This window comes from Paenibacillus alba, assembly GCF_013204855.1.
GTDB lineage: Bacteria > Bacillota > Bacilli > Paenibacillales > NBRC-103111 > Paenibacillus_E > Paenibacillus_E alba.
In genome coordinates, this window is the sequence record NZ_JABMKZ010000011.1 from 139,338 (window position 1) to 164,721 (window position 25,384).

Consider the following 25,384-nt stretch of genomic DNA (forward strand, 5'->3'; position numbering starts at 1 on the left):
ATTTTTGTCTATAAATTTAAAATGAACGAAAATAAAAAAACGCCTTTCGGCGTTCAGTCAAACCAACTCTTATTTCACGAAAATTAGAACCTGATTAGGCCCCGTCCGTTTCATGACCCGATAACCGGCAGCCGCCGCTTTCCCTACACCGTCATCATTAGGCATACAGTATCCACCAGCCAAGCAAGTGCCGTCATCACGGACTCGAAGTTTACCTACGACTCCAACAGCGACCCATTCCGGCCGTTGTAAGCGAGGAATATACACTTGTGATTCATCCCAGTTTGGATTTATGATAGGTTCCTCTTTGATAAAGGCCGGTCGAATGACCACCCCGAGTTCATTCGTTACCTCGTGAACAACCACATCCTGATATTGAATTCTTCCCCATTCATCGGTGACAAAAAGGTCATGCCATCTTAGTTCGCTCGAATCCGCAATGATCGCTGGTCTCGCACTGACGACCCCGAGGATGTAATTATCCATTGTATTTGCTTTTCGAATTTTATCACTTGCATGGTCAAAAGTAACAAAATAACCTACATCAATCGGCCCGCCATCTGTGGTTTCAAACATTTCCGCATAATCCGCTGCGTTCGGAGACAGTACGGTCCCATCCAAATATAGATTTCCTGTACCGCCTTCAATAACAGCTGAATTCAGCGTCGGTCCGTCTACAATCCCATTGGCCAAGTGCCAAGAATAAGGAAATCGGGATGAGCCATTTTGTCCCATGATATGAGAACCAATATGTGCGGATGTCACTGTCGTATTTTCTCCCTCGGCATGGGACTCTGCCGCCAAAGCCATTGTTTGGAATCCCTCAGCATGGGAAACCTGACCATCAGCGATTGTGTTTGCCCCTTCGGCATGCGAGTAATTACCGCTCGCCGTTGTTCCTACGCCTTCCGCATGCGAAAAGGGACCACTAGCCAGCGTATTCGCCCCTTCGGCATGGGCAGAGGGCCCGCTGGCTGTTGTTTGAAATCCTTCTGAATGGGAAGCTGCTCCAGTAGCTTTTGTTAGTTGTCCCTCTGCGTGGGAACCCACATTACCACTGGCAGTCGTTTGCTGTCCCTCGCTATGGGATGCGGTACCGCTTGCAATCGTGCTTAGTCCCTCCGCATGGGAGAAATCTCCAATTGCCATTGGACCTGTTGAGCTCGTAACATCTACCGTCCCCCCTTCGGCGTGGGAGGCAAATCCAATGGCAAGCGTGCCTGTCCCCTCGACATGTGAACTCGACCCGCTCGCAATGTTAGGAGCAGGGGTTCCGAGGGTGTCTACGCCGCCGCCTTCCGCATGCGAAGCTCTTCCGCTTGCTGTATTCCCTTCCCCTTCAGCATGCGCGGAGTTGCCAAGCGCTGCGCTCTGAAGTCCTTCCGCGTGAGAACCTAAATTCCCACTGGCGACAGTCATCAGCCCCTCAGAGTGAGCAGGTGATCCACTAGCGAGAGTACTTTGCCCTTCGGCATGGGAGAAATTCCCCAGCGCCTGTGTGCCTGTTCCTTCCGCATGCGAGGCTTGACCATTGGCGAAGGTATTGCTGCCCTCGGAATGCGAAGCAATCCCCGTTGCTAAAGTTGCCATCCCTTCCGCGTGTGCAATATCCGCTGTCGTTACGCTCAAGTATCCTTCTGCATGCGAGGCGACTCCTCCCGCAGTTGTTGTGCTTCCTTCCGCGTGTGCCGTATCCGCCATTGTCATAGTCAAATAACCTTCCGTATGTGAAGCAGATCCGCCCGCAAACGTCGTGCTTCCTTCCGCATGAGCCGTATTATCTTGTGCAATTGTTTGAAAGCCTTCGGCATGGGATGCTACACCGTTGGCGAATGTACTTAATCCCTCTGCATGTGAACAGTTCCCATTGGCATTTTGATTACAATTCGGATTACAATTGCAAGCCACATCATTCCCCCCTTTTGTATGAAAAATAGATTGAAGATTCATCTGAGATGAATCATCATGTTATAGATTATGTGTTTAGCAACCATTTGCTTGGATATATTCATTAATGTGAGAGAGTAATAGTCTATTTTAAAAAAGTTGAACTACTACTCCTGTTTCCTAGTACACACAAAAAGAAAAGAACCCGCGGAAGCCGCGGGTCCAAATTACATGCCATTATTTCGTTACCTTAACATTCATCGTATCACTCCAGGTTGCTCCTGCACCATTAATCAGTTCAGCACGATAGTCATAGCTGCCTTTGGCCTTATTAGCAATCGTTGTTACGGCCGATTGAGCCGATGGTGTTGAACTAATTAATGCTTGAGTATAGACGAGATCACCATTTTCATACAAATTGTACGTTGTTGCGTTCGTTCCCCACCACATGTTCATGCTAATCTTGAAGTTCCCATCGCCATCCCAATTGTCGTTCGACAGGACGGGTTTCTCCGGATTAGCTTTGGTCACTACAACCGTACGTACACTGCTCTTCGTCGTACCGTATGCATTCGTCAGCTCTGCATAGTAGCGATAGGTGCCATTTTTCTTGCCGCTGATCGACGTTGCTGCTGTTTGTGCATTTGGCGAGTTGTCGGTAAGCGTCTGAGTATCAATGAGCACATCATTCTCATACAGCCTATACACATTGCCGTTATCTCCGTACCACATGTTCATCGTTATCTTGTAATCCCCATCTTGAAGACCAGAGTCATACCCATTGTCATCTGTAAGAACAGGAAAGCCCGGTTTGTTTGTACTTTTCGATGTGATGTTGCTTACTTGAGCCACAGCCGTTCCTTTATTACCCGCAGCATCAACGAATTCAAAGGTAAAACTGCCATTAAAGGAAAAGGCATAGCTGATTGAACCTTGATTATTCGTGATTGTTACAGGTTCGCTCGGTGTAAGTGTAGCAACAACGGTTCCGGCAGTTGGCGCAGTTTGGCTGTAGGCTACCGTTGCTGTAGGAATTATTTTATCAATATTACTAACAACAAAGCTGCTTATTTTCGATATTTGACCTGAAGCATCAGTTCCTCTTGCAAACAACGACGTATTCTCAGTAATGACGACTGGAGCCGTATACGGTTTCCATGGACCATTTGCACCCAGCCTAAATTCCTTCACATACGCAGTTGATGGGTAGCTGATTGTAACCGTAACATCTGTATTCGTCGGTTTACTGATATTCGCGGCAAATACGGCATCACCCAGCGGTTGGCCAACCGCAGTAATGCTTGGAGCTTGCGGCATGGTCATGCCATCACCCAAATAAAAGCTCGGATGAGGCGGCTGATTGTAAGAAATATTTTGCCAAGCGACACTCAATCTATACTCTGGATCGTGCATTAGCGTATAGATGCGATAGTCGGTTTTATCTGTAGTCGTATAGATGCGGAGTGCGCTGCTGTCTTCTGTTCTCCACATGGCTTCCTCTCGCCAATCACCGAATAAATCAGCCTGAAGATTGGGTGTTCCCTTGGTTGTATTATTCGAATAAGTCCCTTGTGCCTTCATTATATTAACGGGCTTGTTATTCATATAGTCCCATTTATCAATTTTGCCGACACCTGCAGCGATCGCGTCATTGTAGTCATGATCCAGAATCTCGCGAAGCAGATCTCCATCCCACCAGATACCAAAGTTGGCACCTGGAATCGTATCGGAGATTTTCACCCCTTTGGCTGTATAAATACCTCCCGTAGTTGAGTTCCATTCAGATGAACCAACTGCCCATGTCTCCTCACCCTTGTAGCGGGGATCAATATCGCCTGACATGCCTCGGCCCACATCATAATTCGTAGCAACTCCCCAAATTAATTCACCCGTGGCCGCATCCCGGAATTCAAGGCCGGAAGGGTTCGGATAATGCTCATGTACAGCCCATACTTCCATACCAGGACGATCCGGATCTAAGTCGCCCAGATGCATCGCATCCCCGTGACCAAGTCCTGTGCTGTATAAGCCTGTGCCATCATCATCCAGTGCCATGGCGCCGTAGATAATTTCATCCTTACCATCGTTATCGACATCGGCAACACTGATGCCATGATTCCCTTGACCGGCATAAGCGGAGTTGCCCGGTTCGCCAGAATCGAAGGTCCATAGCTTGGAAAGCTGACCATCTCGATAATTGTAGGCCACTAGTACAGTTCTCGTGTAGTATCCGCGCGCCATGACTAGGCTTGGTCTTTCGCCATCCAAATAAGCAATAGCCGCATTGAAACGATCCACCCGATTTCCATAGCTATCGCCCCAATCGGCTACGTTGCCCCTTGGCGGTTCGTAGCTAGTTGTTACCATCGCTTTGCCAGTCAACCCATTGAAAACCGTCAGAAATTCTGGTCCGCTTAAAATATAACCTGTAGCATTGCGATAGTCTGCATTGGCATCTCCAATGACGGTTCCAGTGCCGTCTATCGTCCCATCGGCTGTCTTGAAAGCTACTTCCGCTTTCCCGTCACCGTCCAAGTCATACACCATAAATTGGGTATAATGAGCGCCGGCTCGAATATTTTTGCCTAAGTCTATACGCCATAGCCGCGTACCATCCATTTTATAGGCATCCATGTAAACATTGCCGGTATACCCCGCCTGCGAGTTGTCATGCGCATTCGATGGATTCCATTTCAAAATAATTTCATACTTGCCATCACCGTCCAAATCACCAACACTGGCATCATTGGCACTGTACGTGTAGACTTCTCCAGCAGGAGTTACACCGTCTGCCGGTTTTTGGATTGGAATATCAAAATAAGGCTGATTCCATGGCTGCACGGAGCCATTTGCCGCTTCTTCTACTCCGTCGTTGACAGCCCTAACCTCGTAGTTGGAAGTCACTGTTCCTTCCGCATCCTCATAGTTCGTACTTCCGGTAATCGGCTGCGCATTTATTTTCTGTCCATCTCGGTAAAGATTAAAGGTTATGGAAGCTGGATCTGTCCCCAGCAATCGCCAACCGACATAGACCCCTCTGTCTGTCTTAACGGCCACAAGCGAGCGGTCCAAGTATTCCATTTGTCTGACCAGCTTCGTTGTTCCCGGTGTTGCCAGCACTGCCGACATTTCCGAAATACCGCCCACGCTCACGGCCGCTACACGGTAATAATAGGGAACCGTTGTCAATACCGTCGAATCCGTGAAGGTGGTTGTTTTGGAGCTTCCCACCAGAGTGAAGGGGCCGCTTTCTTTTTTAGCGCGATAAATCGTGTAGGATTTCGCATTGATGACTGGTTGCCAGGACAAGCCGATGTCCTTTTTGTTAACAGATGTATAGATAAGTTCTGTAGGCGCTGCCGGCTTCGGCTTGCTTGGGTCAATCGTAGAAACAGCTAGCGGCAGTGATGTGACCGATTCACTCCCTGTTTTATCTACAGTAGTCACTGTGTAAGTATATGGAATTCCAACATCGATGGTCTTATCTATAAAAGTGGGTTGAGACACTTCTGCAAGCTTCGCAGCATTCGGAGCTTCATCAGCCTTTCGATAAAGCCTGTAGGCAACCGCATCTTCTGAAGCATGCCAGGAAAGACTCGCCTGTGGTTGGTCCGCTTCTAAGTCAAGACTATCCAGCTTCAAGCCAGTGGGTGCTTGCAGAACAGGAGTAATTTCAAGGCCGTTCACAATCGCTGTGCTGCTGCCGAAGACGAAATTCATTTGACCGTCTCTGACTTGCACTTGGTTAAATACCGCTTCTGAGATCGAATTCTTCGCTGCGGACACAGTGCCGTAGTCTTTGCCATCAATTACAAACGAAGTTTTGGCTGAGCCGGATAGATCTCCTACATAGGCTTTGACCGAGTAGGTCCCATTGGGCAAATCAACCATGAACTCCCAGCCGACATTGAAATAGCCTAGCCAGTCTCGAACCAAATCATTGCCGCCAGCACCGCGATCACGCGTAATCATGCCGACATTCGACTTGATTCCATAACCAAGCGCAGGTGTATATAGCGTGTTTAAAGTAACACCTGTATAGCCTTCGGCAACCGGGCTTCCAACAGGACCAAAATCATACTTATACACCGCAGATTTGGTCGTAAGTGAAATGACATCCGAAGGTACGGATTCTCCCCGCCCATTCACTGCTGTTACCTGCAGGTCGTAGGCAAATCCTTCTTTCATTCCGCCTAAGCTGGTTGTAGGTATGGTTGCTGTTCCAACCAATGTGTAGGCTGAATCCGTGGACAATTTGCGATAAATCTTATAAATTTCGGCTGTTTCTACCGCATCCCACTTTAACACTGCACCTGCGTTGCTAATACTTCCAACCGTAAGACCTGTTGGCTTCCCAGGTATTGCAGCTGGTAGATTGGCATCTTTGACGAATGCCGATATGGGCAATCCTAATTGTTTAATACCTCCAGAGAGCAAGCGTGCGATCTGAATCGCTCCGTACTCTTGGAAATGCGTATTATCTGCCGAACCGTTAGGAAAGGCTTGATAAATACCTGGTTCCAAATGAAGGAACACAGAAAGAGAAGCCGCAGGTCCAATCGAATCATAATAGGCAACGCTGAGTGTGCTCAAATCGACTAATTTGACATCCAGCTCTTGGGCGACTTCCTTCATACCCGCCACATATTCGGGGAAGCTTACATTAAATTTGCCAGTATCTGCATTGAAATCCCGACGTCCCATCGGCGTAACCAGTACCGGTGTTGCACCACGTTGGCGTGCGCCATTCACATAGGTTTTCAAATAGTTTTTGTAATCTGGTACAGAGGCATATCGTTCTGGGACGCTGATCGTTGCATCATTATGGCCGAATTGTATGAAGAAGTAGTCATTCGGTTTGATGGTACGCAATATTTCGTCCAAACGCCCTTCTACAATAAACGATTTGGAGCTTCGACCACCGATGGAACGGTTGGAAAATGTCACGTTATCCGTGAAATAACGAGGAATCATTTGCCCCCAGCCCGCCTGCGGCTTCCAATATTCTTCATAGGTCTGTACCGTTGAATCCCCGGCTAAATAAATCGTAGGAATTTCACCGGCTTGACGAGCCTCCTGCTTCGTAATAACAAGCGAATTGATTTTCGGCGCTGTCCCGCTAAACTCCAAGTTTAGCTGGCCGTCAACCAAGGCAATGTCGAAAGAAGTTTCCAGGAATTGCCCCGCCTCCTTCGACGTTTGAACGACCTTCTGAATGGACTCAGCTTTGATCGCTACATCTGTCGCAGCGGCTGCATCGCCTGCTTGGATCGCTACCGTGTAATCACCGTTCGGTAAATCAACTTGGAAGGCTGTTCCCGCAGGTGAAACAAAATCCGATTTCAGTGGATCTGCCGTTCCCCGATCACCTTCACTGACAAGCAGCGTGTTCGCAAATCCGTACTTGATCTGCGCCGAATAAGCGGAGGCAGAGGTTACCCGAATATACCCATCTGCTAAGGCGCCGGGCCCGAAGTCGAACTTGAATGGCGAGCCTTCAGGAAGCGGCTGGGCTGGCACATACTTCGTGCTGGAAACTGTGCTCGAAGCAGCCGAAACACCTGCACTGTTCGTTGCTTTCACTTGGTAATACTGAACCGTTGAGGCATCCGCCGACGCATCGGTGAAAGTTGTTGTGGTTGATTGCCCAACATTAGCGAACTCGCCATTTAGCGAGCTAGCTCGATAAATCAGATAGCCATTCGCACCGCTCGAAGCTGTCCACTGCAAGCTCACCGCTTGCGCTTCCACCTTGCTTACCGTTAGGTTGGTTGGCGCCGCCGGAATTTGAAGCGCTGGCTGTGCAACCTCTGCTATAACAGCTGCGCTTTGAGCTGAAGCTGCTCCTCCTGCATTAACAGCAGCAACTTGGTAAGAATAGCTATAGCCTACAGTAACACTGGTATCTACATAATCTGGTCCAGTAACTCGAATCAATTGAGCGTTAACCGTATTGCCCACGGTTGTTCGGTATAAATCGTAGTACACGGCATCTGTCACGCTGTTCCAATGCAGCGTAACAGCCGGCGTAGTGCCAGTAGTTGTAATTTGGGTCACAGCTAGTCCATCTGGAACAGCCGGCGGCACATGAAGAACTGGCGCAATCGTGATTCCGTTAACATAGCCATTATTGCCAAAATCCAGCGTCATTTGACCATCGCTCACACTCACGCGGTAAGTCGCAGAATTAACCGCTTGACGCGATTGAATAGTCCCCATCAATTGACCTTCAATCGTGACAGATGTTTTCGTCGTCGATGTACCTGTCAGCAAGTCACCGGAATAAACCGTTACATCATAGCTTCCATTAGGAACATCAACTTTGAACGTATAAGGATTGGAAGCACCTGGGATAAAAAAGTCCGCTGTCAGATTATCGCCAACCCCTGTTCGATATCTCGAATTCACATTAGCCGTTAAACCGTAGCCAAGCTCAGGCGTGTACAGGAGTTTATCATGAACGGCAGTAAAGCCTTCCATGGTTGGACTAGCCGCCGTCCCAAAATCGAACTTCCATGTTTGCTGGGAGCCAGCAGCATGCGCCGGTTGTACCTGAAATGGAATTCCGGCCGCAATGGTATAGATCAACATCATCAAACTAAGGACAATCAACATCATTCGCTTCAAGTGAATCTTCACAGTCATGCCTCCTCTGTTGTTTCAATGACCTTGTACAGAATTAACCCGCCTGTCGTGTATGCGTTTTCAATACTTAAAAGCATTCTTTCCTAGATAGCCGCTTTACTGCGTATTTCATCATCACCATCCTTCGCCATGAACTTCGTTCTCGCAGGTTACATAAAGTGCCAACCTCCTAACTTCAAATATAATTCTGATCATAGTCGCAATTGGCGAATATTCCCATCTAATAAACCGTTGTCTTTGTTTAAAAAACAGAGGGCACTTTTAAACGCCAAAAAACGCACTCCCCGTGCGTTTGCAATCTCGCTTATAAGTAGCAAATAGCCCATAACTTCTATTCCCTAGGAGCAGCATCATCTCCACATGTGGACTGCGCCTTGTCTGAACAAATAAAACAAAGCAAGGTTTGATCTTCTGTAAGAACTCCAGTAAGAAAACCTTCCATGCAATAAATTTCTTTCTTGCATTCGCGACAAAGACCCGCCAGCTCTTGCATCTTCATCCCTCCTATTGTAAAATACTCCCCAACCTGAATGTGCCACCTATAAGCAGTATCCTTGGCTCACTTGGGAATGCCTGCATAAGTGCAGCTTTTTCCCATCAAATCGAGTGAAAATATGAGAATTCCTGCAATTATGCAGGCTTTTTATGCATTTTCGTCATGGAACGGAAAAAAGGTTTCCAAAGGATGCATAATCGCAGGCTTTTCACCATTTTGCCTATTCGCAAGGCGAAAAAGATGCATTTTCGCAGGAATTATCAGAAATAGACGGGCACTTTCAGCTTCGGCACAACTCAACGTCGCTCAAGCCATATTCCTATGAACTATATTAAGTTCTTTCCCCAAAAAATATCCGCTCTCAGGATGAAGAAAGCTGTCCACAAGTAGATAAATCTACTTAAAGGACAGCCCCTTTTTGACGGTGAATTGATAGATGGTACTTATGCGATGAACCTTACATTGGCTTGGTCCTTACCTCATCCTTTTATGCAGTACGTGTACTACACTGAAGTGTCTGCGGCACATCTCCTCGCTTCTATATGGATTCAACAACAACTTCCCTGGTATTTATCTCGTTGAATGCTCAACGGAACCACACCTCTCTTGTTTCACCGTCATACAGTAGGATGTCCGCTCTTGCTATTCTTATACATGGGCATCAATAAATTCCCTTCGGATCACTTGAATGTTCTCCTGATGACATTCCTCTGTAAAGCTCGATGGAAAAGCATGCTCCTGCTTTAGAGCTTCCAGTGCCAGCTCATCGTTTTCGATGACTGCCCGGCAGAGACGATCCAAATAATCGGATGCCATCTTAAGACGCCTCTGCATTTCAACTGAATCCGCGGTAGCCGCCCCATGGCCTGGTACGAGCAAATTAACACGATGTGATTCGTATAGATGCTCGACTTTATCCAAGGTTTGACGATAGCCTTTGGCGCTTTGATAAATAAAAGGCAGCTCAAAATCAGATAAATAATCACCCGCAATCACAATTCCCTGCGGTTCAACGATCGTGATCAACCCATCTGCCGTATGACCTGGAGCTTGATAAAAGGTGAGCGTCGTGCTTCCAACTTGAAGCTTTTCGCCATCCTTGTGGATCACAAGATCCAGCTCTGGAAAAGATAGGGGATAATTCCTTACTACATAATGCTTGGCATCGAACTCGCGGATTAATTGGAGCTTACGTTCTTTCTGCGGATGCTGCTGCAACCCAGCACTCCCTATCGTTTGGGCATCGGGAAATGCTTGATAACCAATAATATGATCAAAGTCCCCATGCGTGAACAACAAGTAAATATCCCGCTCTCCTTTGATCCTATTGACATACTGCTGAATTTCTTCCACTTCATTTGGCAACCAATTGGGATCCACGACAAGTATAAGATCTTCGGTTTGCACTACAGTAGATGTCGTTTGATATAGGACGCTCTGGAACACGGTTGCGTGTTCGTTTCGATATTGAATCATAAACAGCAAACTCCTTTTTAGTGTTTCTGGTTATTCATGTCTTCGATGTCCTTAAGAGATGGCAGATCCTTGACATCTTCCCATTGGAATTTGTCCAATGAAATCAACTATCAAAGGCCAAATTGAGAACTTTCACTGGAAATATGCCAATGAAAATCCGAAAAATCTCAAAAATGTCTGCTTTTTCAGATTATACATTGGAGTTTTTCCATTGAAATTCCTTCTAGCTTTTAAAACTAGCTTGCATTGGAAATATTCCAATGCAACCAGCCTTTCATTTCATCCCTTCTCAAGGGAGGAGGATGCCCCTGCTTTCCATTCATTTTCATACATGTAGAAGGGGTAACTGAAGCGAACAACCTCACAATTGTTGTGCATCTCTTGGAAGCATTCGAACCTGTTTCAAGTAAGCAACCACACGCTCATCATCCTGCAAGGGATAACTGCAGCCTAATTGCTGCGCAATTTCTGTGCCCATTATTCTCGTTAATTGCAAGGCTTCAAATAAAGCATCCCAAATCTCATTCTCATCCCTCTGCTGCATGATAATCAACTCGCCAAAATAAGTAATCCATGTTTGGTCTTGAAGAAACAATTCCGGCTCTTGTGCGACATAAATGACGTCTTAATCACAAAAAACGTCCTTTTTGACGTTTGGGTTGACCCGTGACCCGTTCAACAGAACGGCCCTAATTCCTGAGTTGGCATTGGCAAAATCCAAAAGCTGTGCCAGATCTGCTTTTTCATTACGCATATCGAGATCTCTTCCTTTCCCGAAGTTTGTCTCACTGATTTCTATGTAATATCACTTTCACTTACCTTTTCGGCAACAACTATCAACTCCCTTCTTCCTTCCAACAAAAAAAAGACCTGAGTCAATACCCAGGGCCGTATCTCCAATCATAAACTTATTCTGATTTCTGATGGTTCGCGTAGACACCGACAATCGAAAGCACGGCTGCTACCCCATTGGCAATAGCATTCACAGTATCGTCTTGAATAAGATCAAGACCAAATGCGTTCAAGATCAGTTTGGCAGCCCCTAATAAACCTAGGCTTAATGTGTAGTAATTAACCTTCATTTCTCTCACCTCCTATTAAAATAGGAATGCTATATCGTATGCGAGAAATTCAGCTTTGGACAGGTCAAATAGCAGGGTGTCATGACACAAAAAAAGTGCCGTCACCTCCGCAAAGGTAACAGCACTTCGTTAATTATTTATTTGCTGCCGCAGGTTCAGCAGTGGCTTTAAATTTGGAAGAAACGTAGGTCTCTGCTTTCGCTTCTGTTATCACTTCAGCGTACATCATATCAGGTTTCGGATCATGCAGCGTATACGTAATCACCGCTTGACCATCATCTTTGAACTGGATGCCGGTAATTTCGATCGTGTACCCCGGATTTGGCTTATCGCCTCTGGAAAGGGTAATCTTGTTCACATCATCATTCACTTTATCAATCTTAACTGATATTTCTTCAGCGGGTACAGGTGCTTGTGCATGAGCGTCCATAACTTTCGTTGCTTGGTACAGCCAGTTAGCCGCTTCGCCTCTAGTCACTTCAGCTTTGGGATTAAACTTGCCATCTTGATCCAGCTTCGTTATTTTATAGAGCAGCAAACGCTGCAATGTACCTTGATAATCGACATTAATTTGGTCTGCATCCTTGATTTCAATGAACATTTTGATCAATGGGAAGTTCCCTTTTTTCTCAAGTGCGCGTACTAACAAATCTCCGAATTGCTCTCGGGTAATTGTCGCATTCGGATTGACATCCTTAGGAATTTCCAATCCATTATAGTGAGCAATAATGAAAGCATCCGCATACCAAGCATCATTCGGAATGTTGGTATATGTGTCAGAAGCTAGGGGTTGCTTGATGAAACGAATCGTATCCAAGTTCAGGTTCAACCCTTTGACGATCATTTGCACCGTTTGCGCATAGCTGATTTTACCCTTTGGCACAAAATGCTCATTATCAAATCCGCTTACTACCCCACGTTCTTGTAATGCCTTCACAGCCTCCGCTTGTCCAGCCTCCACATCGGAAAAGGCAAATGCGGTACCAAAAGTCAAACTGCTTGCCAGTAAAGTGGTTACGGTTAAAGTTGCTATTTTTTTCATGCGATTTCTCTCCTTTGAGTTGTTTGTAGTCATCCTCGCTTTCGAGTTATCTTCTTAACGCTGCCTGTTTGCATAATGTTGCAAGTATTTTTCATTATTATTGTTAAGCTATTGTAAAGCTGTCATTATGCCCTCCCCCAGCTTCAACCATGAAAAGGCTTACAATGATAAGAAGCTCTTCATTTACCTGTCAAGGAAAATTTACTCATCAATTTTTAAGCAATTTCTAATAATGGTTGAAAATACTAGGCATGGCATGACTTTCCGTTGTCCTCGGTAAATTCTAGGAGTTTTTACTTGTGGTAAAGTGAGAGAAGATGGCGCAAATCGCCCATCATTTATTCCATAAGGAGGAAGTCTTTCATGCACAAAAAGAAACACTACTTTGGAAAAACAGCAATTTTATCATTAGGTCTTACACTTTCTATGCTTGGTGGATTTTCAGCCAGTGCGCTAGCTGCTCCCGTTGCAACGGCAACTGTGAATAAAGGGGTTAACTTCCGAGCTGATCAAAGCACCAATGCCGCGGTTTTGGGCTTTATTAATGCCGGGACAACCCTTTCCGTTGAAGCCGCCAATGACTATTGGGTTTTGGTTGATTACAAAGGTAAACAAGGCTATGTTTCGCGGTCTTATGTTACCGTTCACGAGAATAGCAAACCACCTTCAACCCCCCCTGCTTCTAGTATAGCTACTAAACTCATCAATACAGCTAATTCTTTCAAAGGCAGAGTTACCTATGTATTCGGTTCCAAGGATCTACAGCGCCTTCGTTTAGATTGCTCATCATTCACGCAATATGTCTTTGCGCTTAACGGTATTGACATCCCGCGTTCTTCCAAAGCACAATCGCAAGCAGGCTCCTATGTGGCCAAAAACAATCTGAAAGCAGGAGACTTAGTCTTCTTCAGCGTAGGGACGCCAGGCGTAGTCGATCATGTCGGCATCTACATGGGCAATGGGCAATTCATCAATAATTTGCCTAATCAGGGCATCGTCGTTTCAGACTTCACGAATGCCTATTGGACAAGCCACTATATTACAGGTCGTAGAATGTAAAACACTATTTCTTACATAGCCGCTCAACCCTTGCTTAGTTCGGGGTTGAGCGTTTTTTAAATTCACATGTGTGTCCTTTGCTCGTTTGGTTCGTTCACTCTTTGGAGAAAAGCTTCGTAAAACGGATCGTTTTGATCTCATCCATGGACTTCTTCACACGATTGTTCAGCGATTTTTTATCTTTCAAATTAAACCGCTCCAGCTCATGCCCTGGATCTATAATCAAAGGTTTAAGACTTATATCTTCTAAAATCTTAAGCGTCTGTTGATAGGCCAAATATCGTTTGTCATCCGGTAAAACCGATTTTAAAGATTGAAGAATGGAGAGTAATCTCTCAGCATACATAAGCTTCACGATACTATCAGCCCCCATCATGTGGCGGATTACAAAAGTCATTACGCCTTCCAGCATGCGAGCATCCTGATAATACTTAGCAAGTGCCTCTAGCCCTGTCATCGCTTCCCAATCTCGAATGGATAATTCGCTGGTAAGCTTATCCATTATCTCATGATACCAGGTGATTTCTATCTCTCTTTCAATTCCGCCTTTTTTGTATGCTTCGAGCACGCCATTTTTGTGCATCTGGATGAAATGACCTCGGTATAACATAAATAACTCTTTTGCTGCAACTTCCTGTTCGTTCATCGTATCACCATTTCTATCTGTTTTGAACCTTGATTATCAAAGACTTAGTAGAGCAAGTGCACCTTCATGTGTGGGATCATAAGCTACAGTCCTGTGAGCGAATTCTTTTGCTTTTCCGGCTTCATTTAACTCATAATAGCAAATCGCCATTTCATAGAGAATGGAAACATCCTCATAAGTTTTCAATGTTAGTAGGTAATACGGTAAGGCTTCTTCAAACATCTCCATCCCATACAGAAGCGAAGCACTTTCTAGCGCCAAGTGATGCGCGTTGTCCAGCGGATAATACCCTCTCCACATCAAAGCGATGCCTTGCGCGATCCCCCCAAAGTCAGCCTCTTCCCCGCTTATTAGCAACTCAGCCAACCGTTTCGAATTCTGCAAAAAGAACTGCGTATCATAGCCGCTCAATCGCCAAAAGGCTAACATTTGCGGGATGTTCAAAGCATCTGCATAAGGATCCAGCCACTCTTTCACGGTAATAAAATCATCAGGTCCGAACTGTTCGACGAATCGACGATAGGCTAGGCGCGTATGTCCATAGCTCAAAGGTTCTGCCAGCATAAGAATACAGCCAACATTCAGGTGGTGGTATGCGTGTTGAGTGAATAAACTCAAAGCCCCGTTATGCTCAAAATACGTCGAGATTGCATGATAATTCGCTGTCAAAGAAAAGCTTCCATGGTGAATCAGCTCCGGTGGCTCATTATATTCCCAGCTTTCTAAGCGATGATCGCCTTTGTCTGCAGTTAGTAGAAGAAAGCCTTCCTGTGAAAACTGGCCGAGCCGTTCCAGACATCGAAGTCCCGCTTCCGGAAAGAGAACATGCGAGTCCTCAAGTTTAGCTGCGTATAGCTCCATAAGTGCTCTGTAACGATAGGAATGCTGTTCGTATTCAGCCGATTTACGATACTGATACTCGCAAGCAATCTGTTTCAGTTTATCAGAAGCACTCAGCTGCGCGGCATGTTCGGGAAGCTCCATCGTAACCAGACATTCATAGATTTGATTATCCTCTACATAAATTAATTCCTGCGGTATACTATCAAAAAAATAATTGGCAACGATGAACAGCGGCTGCTGCAAATCCCCCTGACGAATTCGCATTCCTGACTGTATCAAAATAAGATCTGTATCTTCTACCGCATCAAATACGGCAAAGTCCAAAATCCCTTGCTCTACAAACGGAAGTAGATCTGGATGCTGCTGCCAGAAGGCCACATTGCCTGCGGCCAAATCACTCATCACATAACGATAAGGTGGAATGGGAATGCCTGCATAGGCAGTTAGCTGCGACAGTTCTTTCATGATATGAAAGGCTAATCGACCTGATCCGGCACCGAGTTCAAGAATGGTAACTGTTTCTGACTGATCCCCCAACCTCGCACGATCCTGCAGAAAACCAAAAATCATCTCGGCATACGAAGCAGCGAGCAGCGGATTACTCGTTATATAAGACGGAACCTCATCCCCCTGCCATGCCCCAATGCCTTGCTGTTCATAATAAGCCCGCTGCAGCTCCCAGATCGGAGCTTTGCTATAACGATAAACCTGTTGTTCGATTTGCGACATCACTTGAACCTACCCTGCTCCTAGTATGGAAAAAATTACTTTTATCTTACCATAAAGTGAGAGCTGGGCAAAAAGAAAGCCAGTTACCGATGCGAGTCGGTAATTGGCTTTTTCAATACACTGCTTGTCACTTCACAAAGGAAATACAGTTTCTAATGTGCTGTACGTTGAAATGAAGCTTATTTTCATCAGCTGTTACAAGCTCTATGAAAGAATCATTCATTTTCTCAAGCAATCCGATTTGGCTCGCATGTAATCCAGCATCCAAGCAAATCATTTCTCCTTCTAATCCTTTCAATACTTGTTCGAATGTAAGAGGAAGTGTGTCCAACGAAGAATCCGCAGTATCTGTTGTCCACTTCTTTTGGTTCATGGAATATGGCGTTTGATGAGATTCATAGGGACTAATCCATTTGATATGAATGATTGGAATATACAGCTTTGGATAAAGTGCCGAGTAGAAGACCAAATAATCTTGCGCAATAAATTTCACGTATCCGTGTAATGTTTGATGATCAGACAAGTAAATTTCTACAAATCTATCAACTGCAGTATGCAGTACGTCAACAAAATTGATGTGACCTGTTTGACTAATCGGATCGGGTGGTGCATCCTGATTCGCATTGCCTTCTGTATTTAACTCAATATTTTTGATATGCGTGATTGGTAGGTACACATATTTCTTATCCATGTAAATGACGATGATATCCGTCCCTGCATCAATTAAATAGCCCATTTTATCCCGATCTCCAAGTAATTCTATATGCACCAATTTGCCAATATATAGATTGAAAACCATCATGATTGAAAACCTCCTTTTGACCAACATTGTTTAATAGAGCCAGCTAACCCAAAATGCAAGACATACAAGCGTAAAAATCAAAGCAGGAGGAATTGTTATAAACGTAACTTTGCAATACTCCTTCCAGCTCACTTTCACTTTGTTTTCTTTCAGAATATGAAGCCAGATCAAGGAGGCTAGCGTACCAATTGGAAGCAATAATGACCCTAGATCACTACCCACAACGCTTGCCAAATAAGTTACTTTGAGAGTAAGTGGATCTAACGCCATTCCTGTTAAGGTAATCGTGCCGATCATCAGAGCTGGATGATTATTAACAAGGGTTGACATTACCGTGACGAGTCCACCCATTAACAAACTGCTATTTAGCATATCGCCGGAAGCCAATGGTTTTAAATAACGGACAAGCATATCCGCAAGACCGATATTGTTTAACCCATAAATAATGACATACATTCCAAAAGCGAAAATGAGTATGTGCCACGGCGTCTTCTTTAGCATATCAGCGGGGGATATTCTCAAATACAACCAACGCCATAGAAGTAGAACAAAGGAACCTGAAACCGCTACAATGCTAACCGGTATACCTAAGTATGAGGCTACGAATAGACTCACACGCACCATGAAAACAAATAGTAAGATATTGGTCATGAATCTCGTTCTATTTTTGGCAACGGGGAGAAGAATTGGAGATTTGACATACAAAGGATGTTTGCCAGAACCTATCCTTGGCAGTTTTTTGGGAAGAGTGCGATAGAAGCAGAGGAACAAGAGAAGCAAGAAAAACAGCAAGCCGAGTGTAGATGGAATAAACATCATTAACGTATGCATGTACAAATCCATGCCAACAATTTTGAGTGCGATAAGATTAACAATATTGCTGACGCCGATCGGTGCGCTTGAAGCGGTAGCAATCAGGGCACCTGAGAGTAGATACGGTATTTTTTGATGGTTCTTCAAGCCTAGATTTTGGAGGACAATGATTAGAATCGGTGTTGTTATCATAATACTGCCGTCATTATTAAAAAATAAGGTCATCAGAAAGCAAAGCAAGTTAACATACCAGAATAAGCGAATGCCAGAACCTTTGGCACGGGCCATCAGCCCTTCGGCAGCCCATTGAAAGAATCCAAAGCTCTCCAAAACAATCGCCATAACGATTGTGGCCATAATAGTGATTGCCGCATCACTGATTGTATTTGTTATTTTGAGTAAATCTGTTAAAGAAACACTCCCGCTCAAAAGGACAAGAATGGCCCCTCCTGTGGCCGGAATCGCCTCATTAATCTCCTTAGGGCGCCATAGAATGAGTATAACCGTCATTACAAATGCTGCAATCGTAAGGGATACCGTTGCGGAACCAATCATGAATTTTTCACCCCAATTCCAGAGAAATTATCGCATTTCATTCGTACATCAATGAATCAGACATCCATTCTCTTAATGTACGCAATGTCTGACATGGATAAATCAGGTGCAGCTGTTTGCTCATAGGCTTCTTCAGCTTCATATTCGGTATATGGCGGTTTAACGACGAAAAATAATAGAATTCCAGCCAACAAAATGATGAAAAGAACGACCATTGTCACTCCCTCCCTTCTACCATCTACTACCATCTATCATTAGTAGATATTGATACAGTATGTATACGGAACCCCTATGTAGTTTGCTATAAACAGGTACCCTCATCCTTCCAATTTTCCACTATTGTCTAAACAGCCCGAATAAAGAAACACAAAAAAACCACATGCTGTGAGCATCTGGCTGGTTATAGTTTCTCCATTTCTTGTTTAATAATTAATCTCCGTTCCTTCACGTAATTTCTTATCAAATCAGGTTCATCTTTGAACTCGGAATAGGGCCATTTGCGATTCGTGTCCTCTCGCATATAAGGGGCAATATTCCCATGCAAATGTTCGACTATCGGAGAGATACGCTTCCAAGTAAAGGAAGAACGTAAAATATGATTTAATATTTGTTTATATCGAATTCTCCCGCTTCTGAGCCCTAACACCTTCTCACTAAGTCCGTTATACCCATTGACTCGAACTAAGTCACTTCCGCAAACTTTGCCGTAACAGTTTCTACCCCATGTACCTTCATAATCCCATGGAATGATTCGATACAACTTCGTTGCTTTATGCCTGTAAATAGCGTAGTTTTGATCAAATCCGTCAAAGTTTCCCGTAAAGACAGCGCCAGCCAACCAGCGTAAATAATTATCAACATCCAAATGAGTTTGCAAATAGTCGGCTAAAGGCTTGCCGGATAATTTATTTATTTGTGCAATGAATGTACTTAACTCTTTTTTCTCGCTGCTGACACCCATAACTTGTTCATATCCTGCCAGCATGGAGCTTTTCATTTTCTTCGTTTCAGGATGAATAGCTTCGAAGTTAGCTTCATCATCCACAGCATAGAAGAGTGATTGCGCACCTATCTTTCTCAATTGAAAGAAATGCTTGTCGACGGCCTCAATTTCCAAATAAATCCCTTGACTCACGCCATTAAGCTTCAAATGCACATGCTTGGTGTGTGGACTTGGCACCCCAATTTTTTGAAAAAAACGAAATGAGAGCGCATTCCGAATCATAGAAGGATCGTCATACTCCGCATTGAGATGGTAGGTCTTTCCCCTGCTCACAATTTCGTATGATTTCTTCGTATAGTCGCGCGTATGTCCGCCTCGATAGCGAACTTTAATCGCACCGCGGTTTCCTCTGGAAATTAGGACTCCGTTCACGAATTGCTTGCTCCATATATCTGCATTCAACTTTTTGAGCAGCTTTTCCGGGATTACGAGATGTCGAGTCGGTATCATTCTACACCGCCTTTTCTACATAATAAAAAGCCTATCTACAGGAGATAGACTTTCAACCTACAATAATTTATTCGAGATTAAGAACAATTGCCACGGCTTTTGTTCCCTCGTGATTTATCTCCGTGAGATTTGCCGCCTTGTGTTTTGTGATTGTCTGATCTGTTAGATTTATTGGATTTATTGGATCTATTGGATTTGTTGCCTCTGCTTTTCTGGCCTTGTGTTTTGTGGTGCTCGGATTTGTTGCCTTTTGACCTTTGACCTTGTGTTTTGTTCCCTTTCGATTTGCCGCCTTGCGTTCGGTTGCCTTTTGATTTGTCACAATCACATTTGTTAGAAACACTAACCAACATATGAAAAACCTCCTTATAGTTTAATAGTGTAGTGTATGATAGGAGGCTTAAATCGGATAGAGATATTGGTTGATATAGACAAAAATAATTAGAATATCTCATTTCAATGCGTTCTAGTTCAATGTGGAATATCTCGCAATCAACTCAAAAATAGATTGAAATCTAGTACCAATCTTTCAAGGATACATATACTTATATTACAAATGAGCAGCAATGACGAACGTATAGGAGGTGAACAGACACTAGTAACTGCTGCTTATTAGAGAGTACAAACTAAACAATCCTGAGAGGGGAAATGACAAAATGAGTTTAAACTATTTGGGTACATTAATTGGTACTGAGGTTAAAGTCAATCGTGGAGGTCCTGATTCCATCGTCGGTAGATTAGTCGTTGTTCATCACGATTACCTTGTCCTTCAGTTGAAAGATGGCACAATTGTTTACATCCAATTGCAACACATCAAAAGCCTTAGCGCAACGAATGGAAACGTAAGCAGATCTTATAGATCTACAGCACGTGTTGATCAAGCTCACAGCTTTGAAGGTGTTTTGTCTCAATTTAAATATACATTTGTCCAAATCAATCGGGGTGGCCCTGAGAAAATTGAAGGTGTCGTCGTAGAAACTTGGGATAACAACTTGTTGCTTGTCGTTAACAATGAGATCGTTCGAATTCCTATCTTCCATATCAAAAGCATTAATGCGATCAATAAAAATAACAGCAGCGGCGGCAACAAATCCAATAAATCCAATAAGTCCCACAAAAGCAATAAAGCCACAGCAGCTCAAATCGTAGCTATCAAACTATTATTAAAAAAATATCGCACGCGATAAGCTCCTCCTATATCGAATAACCCCAATCTCGTCGCAGGCGCGTTGATTGCTTCGGCAACCAACGCGCCTTTTGGGGTATTTACTTACACTTCATACAGTTTAGACTTTCTACTAGATTGAGAGGAGGAATGAAACTATGGAAACGTTGAATACGATGATAGATAAACAAATAGAGCTTACCTTTTCCGGGGGACAGAAGCCTATTAGAGGAGTTTTACTGGAGGTTAGCAGTGATCTTATTGTTATTTATGACGAATTGAATTTTTACTATATTCCAACGATCCATTTGCAATATGTTCGGCCCGATCCGAATCCAAGCAAATTCATAGATCCTCCTACGGAATATCCGTTTGATCTTGAATCCTCCGCCATCTCCTATCGCAAAATGCTAATGAGCGCCAAAGGAATGTTCGTTGAGGTCTATATTACAGGCAACCAAAGTATACATGGCTATTTAACCCATATCATGAATGATTATTTTGCCTTTCATTCTCCGATTTTCCATACCATTTTTATATCCATGAAGCATGTGAAATATGTCGTTCCTTATCAACCCAATACAACCCCATACGCCATGAAATTAGAACATTTTCTTGTACAACCCGCGCAAGTTACCTTCTCACGGACTTTTGAGCAGCAGTTGAAGAAGCTTGAGAATATGTTTGTTGTCTTTGATCTCGGTGAAAATCCGAACAAGATCGGCGTTCTCTCTCCCTCTGAGCATCCATTTTTAGAAGTTCATACAGCAACCGGAAAGTCAATTATTCATAGTGAACATGTAAAGACGATTCACCTGCCTGCCGCACGAAAAGGTGATAATTTCACTGGACGCGTGCACTAACGTTGACGTCCAACTCGGACGTCTTTTCTGTTTCTAAGAGCAAATGAAGGAAACTGGGCATATAGTGTTACATCTTATTTGAAAGGAAGTACACTATGTTTCGCAACTTTGACTTTCAGCCTCAAGCTTGGCCGTTTCCTCAACCAGGGCAATCGCCTTACCCAACTTCGAGTTGGCCTTTTCGAACACCGGCTCCCTGGGCTCCCGACGATGAGTTCGACCTTCGTGAACGCGAGCAGCCGCTTACCTTTGTTCTCATCCACGGCTCCTGGGCAGATACCAGCTACTGGGCGGGACTCGCTGCTGAGCTGCGCAAAAAGGGCCATACCGTCTATGTGCCTGAGTATCCAGGACATGGGGCAGACCCTAACAAAGCTGTTACACATGCGATGATAACCAAATCCATTGCTGACTATATCGTATCTAACCAACTGAACAACATCATTCTTGTCGGACATAGCTTCGGAGGGTCGCTCGTGCAAACGGTGGCGCAGCAGGTACCCGATCGTTTGAAACGGCTCGTTTTCCTTAATGCCTTTGTTCTGAAAGACGGAGAAATGCTCGCGGATGAATTTCCCCCACCTGTTAAATCCGTGTTTGAACAGCTCCGCAAAAGCACCAAAGACAATACCATTATGCTTCCGTTCCCGCTGTATAGAGAATCCTTTGCCAATTTGGCAAGCATGGAGCAGGTCCAGCATCTGTATAAAGCCATTACACCCGAACCGGCAGGACCATTCTATGAGAAACTGGATCTGAAGAAATTTTACAGTTTGACCGTACCAAGAAGCTATCTATTCCTAACCGATGACACGGTCTTGCCTTTGGGCAGTCCCGATTATGGCTGGCATCCGCATATGTCTAGTCGTTTGGGTTTGTTCCGACTTATTCAAACGAATGGCGATCATATGTCCACCGTCCAATACGATCCCAAACGAATTGCACGCAAGCTTTATGAAGCGGCAAGAGATTAAGAACAAGAAGCGCTGCTTGCCGTTTTCGGATGGCTTTTCAACCAATTTAAGACATCATCCAGGGTTTGTACAGGGACAATCAATAAGTTGTCTGCCCCTTTTCTCGCCTCGGATTCATTCGAAGCCGGCACGAAGAAAACATCAGCGTCTGTTCGGCTCACCGTATAGGCTTTCTGCTCTAATCCGCCCACAGGGCCAATTGAACCATCAGGTTCTATAGTCCCGGTGCCAGCGACATGATGGCCATAAGTAACACCACAAGGGGTAAGTTGATCAATGAGCGTAAGAGCCAGCATAGCTCCATGCGAGGGACCGCCTTCGTGCAATAAATAGTTATGGTAGTTCACCGTTTCGGGAACATCATATTGCAGCTCATTGGCAACTTGGATGCCGAAAGCTGCTCGACTGGGATCATCCGGATTAGCCCGCGTATTCACCGAAAGCACGGTCGATTGCCCGCCGCGCAGCAACGTAACGGAAACGGAAGCACCTGGTTTTGTCGTTTTCATGACATCCGTCAGTTCTTGAATCATCGTAACGGCCTGACCGCTGACTTGCACGATCACATCGCTTGGCTGTAGCACATTCACGGCCGGACTGTCCTTCACAATAGCAGTAACTCGAACGCCATGCGATGTTATTCCTTTGCCCATACCTATCTTCTGAAAGGCAATTGCACTTCCGGCCGTATTCGCGTCCGTCTTCATGATGCGAACTTCTTGATTGTATTCCCCCAGTGACATACCCAAGTCCTCGACTTCAAACGAATACTTAGGAAAAAGCTTCGCATACAGCCAGTCAATGGGGAAAGCCGGACGTTCAAACACAAGGACCCCGGAAATCTCTCCATGCGTTTGTCCGCTTGGCGCTTGTGCGTATCGGTTCATATTAAGCGTCAAACCTGGATACGTCACCAAGTACTTCGTAGGCCAGAACAACACGACAAGCAGACATAACGTGGTGATGAATCCCACAATACTTCGGATAGGCAGCTTTCGATACAACCGCTCATGGAAGATCAAATCAACAAAAACAAGCAGCAAGGTTGCAACGAAAACAGTTGCCGAATACTCAATTCGCTTCGGAATCGTCAGCAAAATAGCTATACATGCCAGTGCGGCAATTGCGATTGCCAGGCATCTCATTCGCACCCAGGTCCGTTTATTTGAGGCAAGCTGCAATAGCGCGGCAGCCAGCCAGAGACACGGCACCAAAGCCAACACATAGATTAGTAAATCAATGAGATCAATCCAATAAATGCTCGTTCCGATTCGCAAAGGATCAGGCAGCCAGATTAACTCACCCAGAATTGCTAATAACAGGGTTAGCACCATGCCCGCATAATAAAGTCTTTGCCAAAGACTCATGATCTGTACGTCCCCTCTTGCCAAAAAAGCAGCCGACACTCTAAGCTCTAGAGCATCCGCTACTTTTGGCCTGATTACTTTCTAGTGGCAAGCTCATTCATATACGTTACAACTTCCTTGTAAGAAAGCTTCCCGCCAAATATGTCTAATGCGCTGCCAATCGTGATATCCAGCTTACTTTGCGATAATCCCTGGAACAGCTCTATATCTGCAAAAGAGCGGGCTCCGCCAGCATACGTCGTAGGAATGGTCACCCACTGCGCCAAAGAGCTGACCAGACTTTGCTGGATACCGCTTTGTTTGCCTTCTACATCGACAGCATGAATGAGAAACTCATCACAAAACTGCTCCAAATAACGAATGGATTGCTCATTGACTTCAAAATCACTTAATTGCTTCCATTGATTCGTAGCGACAAACCATTTGCCGTCTTTCTCTTTGCAGCTGAGATCAATCACTAATCTATTCTTCCCAACTTCCGAAACAATCTTGTGCAGGTGATCCTGATGAAGCTGTCCGTCACGGAATATATATGAGGTCACTACCACATGGGAAGCGCCATGCTCCAAGTATTCAGTCGCATTCTCAGCAGTAATACCGCCGCCAATTTGCAAGCCGCCTGAATAAGCTTGCAGCGCCGCCACGGCTTCTTCTTTGTTCCCCCCACCTAACATAATCACATGGCCGCCTGTTAAGCGATCCTGTTTGAACATTTCGGCGTAATAGGTTGAATCATACGAAGATACAAAGTTCTCAATGACCGCTTTGCCCTCCGTACCTAGCGACTCACCTACGATTTGTTTCACTTTCCCATTATGTAAATCGATGCAAGGCCGAAATTTCATGACATCCTCCGATACTCTCTAGTAGACTTAGCTGGCATTTTCCATTTATTATAGCACAATCCGTTATTTGAGCACTACGGCCTCCCTGATTAGTCAGCTATAGCTTGCCGTTACATAAGAAAGAAACCTCATCTGACGATGAGGTTCTCCAATTGCAGCTGCGGTCTATTTTTTCGTAAATCCTTCTTCTCCCATGTACTCTTCTACCTCTTCATAGGTTTCAAAAGCACAATCCAAGTTGCTTCCTGCATAGACATACCATAAATCCTCAACGAATGTAACGGCAAGCTGGTGGCCTTCTTCATCCACCCATTTCTCTTCCGTCACCGGATCAGATTGGACTGCTTTCTTGGAAGATTTTCCTGATAAAGAAAGGATCGATTTCTCGATGATGGAGCGCAGCTCCTCCTCGTTGAAATCCCGAATGTTGACTAAACCCTTGTTATCCGTTGCGTAACCTTTAATAAATTCGGCATACACATAGCCATTCCCATTAGGATGCAGATGATAAACAACCGACTTTTTATCATAGACGCTGTCTTCATAATGAAAATTAATGCGCCCCAGTGAAACATCCTTGCGTTGCAACTCGGGGAATGATTCCACGATTGCTAACTTCTCTTCCAAACTAAGCATACAAGC

Annotated in this window: 20 protein-coding genes and 1 pseudogene; 4 read left to right on the forward strand and 17 right to left on the reverse strand. The window is 44.7% G+C overall.

The features are described from left to right. Window positions 1-69: 69 nt before the first annotated feature. From HQN90_RS16205 to HQN90_RS16240, 8 genes and pseudogenes are all read right to left on the reverse strand, one after another. Window positions 70-1,908: a peptidase G2 autoproteolytic cleavage domain-containing protein gene (locus HQN90_RS16205; RefSeq protein ID WP_338042330.1), complete on the reverse strand. Its 1,839-nt coding sequence runs from the start codon at window positions 1,906-1,908 to the stop codon at window positions 70-72. A 216-nt stretch (window positions 1,909-2,124) separates the two neighbouring features. Further along, a complete protein-coding gene (locus tag HQN90_RS39340) occupies window positions 2,125-8,526 on the reverse strand; it encodes a rhamnogalacturonan lyase family protein (protein ID WP_338042331.1) in 6,402 nt (2,133 codons plus the stop codon). A gap of 337 nt (window positions 8,527-8,863) precedes the next feature. After that, window positions 8,864-9,025: a hypothetical protein gene (locus tag HQN90_RS16215; RefSeq protein ID WP_173220474.1), complete on the reverse strand. Its 162-nt coding sequence runs from the start codon at window positions 9,023-9,025 to the stop codon at window positions 8,864-8,866. A gap of 651 nt (window positions 9,026-9,676) precedes the next feature. After that, window positions 9,677-10,504 (reverse strand): MBL fold metallo-hydrolase, encoded by an 828-nt coding sequence (locus HQN90_RS16220; RefSeq protein ID WP_173220476.1) that lies wholly within the window; start codon window positions 10,502-10,504, stop codon window positions 9,677-9,679. Window positions 10,505-10,865: 361 nt separating this feature from the next. Further along, on the reverse strand, window positions 10,866-11,048 hold the full coding sequence (locus tag HQN90_RS39345; RefSeq protein WP_275942587.1) for an aminoglycoside 6-adenylyltransferase: 183 nt from the start codon (window positions 11,046-11,048) through the stop codon (window positions 10,866-10,868). Further along, window positions 11,037-11,258, reverse strand: a pseudogene (locus HQN90_RS16230) (aminoglycoside 6-adenylyltransferase); the annotation flags it as partial. The gene HQN90_RS39345 and the pseudogene HQN90_RS16230, both read right to left, overlap by 12 nt. A 154-nt stretch (window positions 11,259-11,412) precedes the next feature. Then, on the reverse strand, window positions 11,413-11,586 hold the full coding sequence (locus tag HQN90_RS16235) for a hypothetical protein (RefSeq protein WP_173220482.1): 174 nt from the start codon (window positions 11,584-11,586) through the stop codon (window positions 11,413-11,415). A 133-nt stretch (window positions 11,587-11,719) separates the two neighbouring features. Next, window positions 11,720-12,628: an S-layer homology domain-containing protein gene (locus HQN90_RS16240; RefSeq protein ID WP_173220484.1), complete on the reverse strand. Its 909-nt coding sequence runs from the start codon at window positions 12,626-12,628 to the stop codon at window positions 11,720-11,722. Window positions 12,629-12,991: 363 nt separating this feature from the next. Here HQN90_RS16240 and HQN90_RS16245 point away from each other — a divergent pair, with 363 nt between their 5' ends. Further along, the gene (locus tag HQN90_RS16245; RefSeq protein ID WP_173220486.1) at window positions 12,992-13,687 is read left to right on the forward strand and encodes a C40 family peptidase; all 696 of its coding nucleotides are present in this window, start codon (window positions 12,992-12,994) and stop codon (window positions 13,685-13,687) included. Between the two features lie 94 nt (window positions 13,688-13,781). On the opposite strand, the gene HQN90_RS16250 is transcribed toward HQN90_RS16245, so the two are convergent. From HQN90_RS16250 to HQN90_RS16275, 6 genes are all read right to left on the reverse strand, one after another. Next, the gene (locus HQN90_RS16250; RefSeq protein WP_173220488.1) at window positions 13,782-14,333 is read right to left on the reverse strand and encodes a hypothetical protein; all 552 of its coding nucleotides are present in this window, start codon (window positions 14,331-14,333) and stop codon (window positions 13,782-13,784) included. Between the two features lie 36 nt (window positions 14,334-14,369). Continuing rightward, window positions 14,370-15,905, reverse strand: a complete 1,536-nt coding sequence (locus tag HQN90_RS16255; RefSeq protein ID WP_173220490.1) for a tetratricopeptide repeat protein — start codon at window positions 15,903-15,905, stop codon at window positions 14,370-14,372. Between the two features lie 127 nt (window positions 15,906-16,032). Further along, a complete protein-coding gene (locus HQN90_RS16260; protein WP_173220492.1) occupies window positions 16,033-16,707 on the reverse strand; it encodes a hypothetical protein in 675 nt (224 codons plus the stop codon). 30 nt (window positions 16,708-16,737) lie between these two features. Next, window positions 16,738-18,075, reverse strand: coding sequence for an arsenic transporter (locus HQN90_RS16265; RefSeq protein WP_173220494.1), 1,338 nt, complete (start codon window positions 18,073-18,075; stop codon window positions 16,738-16,740). Between the two features lie 56 nt (window positions 18,076-18,131). Beyond that, window positions 18,132-18,290 (reverse strand): hypothetical protein, encoded by a 159-nt coding sequence (locus HQN90_RS16270; RefSeq protein ID WP_173220496.1) that lies wholly within the window; start codon window positions 18,288-18,290, stop codon window positions 18,132-18,134. A 185-nt stretch (window positions 18,291-18,475) separates the two neighbouring features. Next, entirely contained in the window at window positions 18,476-19,528 is a 1,053-nt protein-coding gene (locus tag HQN90_RS16275) for a CotH kinase family protein (RefSeq protein ID WP_173220498.1), read from the reverse strand. A gap of 656 nt (window positions 19,529-20,184) precedes the next feature. On the opposite strand from HQN90_RS16275, the gene HQN90_RS16280 reads away from it, so the two are divergent. The 3 genes from HQN90_RS16280 to HQN90_RS16290 all read left to right on the forward strand — a co-directional run bounded on the left by HQN90_RS16280 (window position 20,185) and on the right by HQN90_RS16290 (window position 22,530). Then, window positions 20,185-20,715, forward strand: coding sequence for a spore coat protein (locus HQN90_RS16280; RefSeq protein WP_173220500.1), 531 nt, complete (start codon window positions 20,185-20,187; stop codon window positions 20,713-20,715). 136 nt (window positions 20,716-20,851) lie between these two features. Continuing rightward, the gene (locus HQN90_RS16285; RefSeq protein ID WP_173220502.1) at window positions 20,852-21,556 is read left to right on the forward strand and encodes a DUF2642 domain-containing protein; all 705 of its coding nucleotides are present in this window, start codon (window positions 20,852-20,854) and stop codon (window positions 21,554-21,556) included. A 95-nt stretch (window positions 21,557-21,651) separates the two neighbouring features. Continuing rightward, window positions 21,652-22,530, forward strand: a complete 879-nt coding sequence (locus tag HQN90_RS16290) for an alpha/beta hydrolase (protein ID WP_173220504.1) — start codon at window positions 21,652-21,654, stop codon at window positions 22,528-22,530. Here the strand turns inward: HQN90_RS16290 and HQN90_RS16295 are convergent. From HQN90_RS16295 to HQN90_RS16305, 3 genes are all read right to left on the reverse strand, one after another. After that, a complete protein-coding gene (locus HQN90_RS16295; RefSeq protein WP_173220506.1) occupies window positions 22,527-23,897 on the reverse strand; it encodes a PDZ domain-containing protein in 1,371 nt (456 codons plus the stop codon). The genes HQN90_RS16290 and HQN90_RS16295 overlap by 4 nt on opposite strands. 74 nt (window positions 23,898-23,971) lie before the next feature. Then, a complete protein-coding gene (hisA, locus tag HQN90_RS16300) occupies window positions 23,972-24,742 on the reverse strand; it encodes a phosphoribosylformimino-5-aminoimidazole carboxamide ribotide isomerase (RefSeq protein WP_173220508.1) in 771 nt (256 codons plus the stop codon). A gap of 165 nt (window positions 24,743-24,907) precedes the next feature. Next, complete coding sequence (locus HQN90_RS16305) at window positions 24,908-25,378, reverse strand: hypothetical protein (RefSeq protein WP_173220510.1); 471 nt, start codon at window positions 25,376-25,378, stop codon at window positions 24,908-24,910. Window positions 25,379-25,384 lie beyond the last annotated feature (6 nt).

Excerpts from the sequence above, each read along its gene's own strand:
- HQN90_RS16290 (WP_173220504.1), top strand. The coding sequence starts at position 21,652 with ATGTTTCGCAACTTTGACTTTCAGCCTCAAGCTTGGCCGTTTCCTCAA.
- HQN90_RS16215 (WP_173220474.1), bottom strand. The coding sequence starts at position 9,025 with ATGCAAGAGCTGGCGGGTCTTTGTCGCGAATGCAAGAAAGAAATTTAT.
- HQN90_RS16235 (WP_173220482.1), bottom strand. The coding sequence starts at position 11,586 with ATGAAGGTTAATTACTACACATTAAGCCTAGGTTTATTAGGGGCTGCC.
- HQN90_RS16270 (WP_173220496.1), bottom strand. The coding sequence starts at position 18,290 with ATGGTCGTTCTTTTCATCATTTTGTTGGCTGGAATTCTATTATTTTTC.
- HQN90_RS16260 (WP_173220492.1), bottom strand. The coding sequence starts at position 16,707 with ATGATGGTTTTCAATCTATATATTGGCAAATTGGTGCATATAGAATTA.
- HQN90_RS16240 (WP_173220484.1), bottom strand. The coding sequence starts at position 12,628 with ATGAAAAAAATAGCAACTTTAACCGTAACCACTTTACTGGCAAGCAGT.
- HQN90_RS16285 (WP_173220502.1), top strand. The coding sequence starts at position 20,852 with ATGGAAACGTTGAATACGATGATAGATAAACAAATAGAGCTTACCTTT.
- HQN90_RS16250 (WP_173220488.1), bottom strand. The coding sequence starts at position 14,333 with ATGAACGAACAGGAAGTTGCAGCAAAAGAGTTATTTATGTTATACCGA.
- HQN90_RS16220 (WP_173220476.1), bottom strand. The coding sequence starts at position 10,504 with ATGATTCAATATCGAAACGAACACGCAACCGTGTTCCAGAGCGTCCTA.
- HQN90_RS16255 (WP_173220490.1), bottom strand. The coding sequence starts at position 15,905 with ATGTCGCAAATCGAACAACAGGTTTATCGTTATAGCAAAGCTCCGATC.
- HQN90_RS39345 (WP_275942587.1), bottom strand. The coding sequence starts at position 11,048 with ATGCAGCAGAGGGATGAGAATGAGATTTGGGATGCTTTATTTGAAGCC.
- HQN90_RS16245 (WP_173220486.1), top strand. The coding sequence starts at position 12,992 with ATGCACAAAAAGAAACACTACTTTGGAAAAACAGCAATTTTATCATTA.
- HQN90_RS16265 (WP_173220494.1), bottom strand. The coding sequence starts at position 18,075 with ATGATTGGTTCCGCAACGGTATCCCTTACGATTGCAGCATTTGTAATG.
- hisA (WP_173220508.1), bottom strand. The coding sequence starts at position 24,742 with ATGAAATTTCGGCCTTGCATCGATTTACATAATGGGAAAGTGAAACAA.
- HQN90_RS16280 (WP_173220500.1), top strand. The coding sequence starts at position 20,185 with ATGAGTTTAAACTATTTGGGTACATTAATTGGTACTGAGGTTAAAGTC.
- HQN90_RS16295 (WP_173220506.1), bottom strand. The coding sequence starts at position 23,897 with ATGAGTCTTTGGCAAAGACTTTATTATGCGGGCATGGTGCTAACCCTG.
- HQN90_RS16275 (WP_173220498.1), bottom strand. The coding sequence starts at position 19,528 with ATGATACCGACTCGACATCTCGTAATCCCGGAAAAGCTGCTCAAAAAG.
- HQN90_RS16305 (WP_173220510.1), bottom strand. The coding sequence starts at position 25,378 with ATGCTTAGTTTGGAAGAGAAGTTAGCAATCGTGGAATCATTCCCCGAG.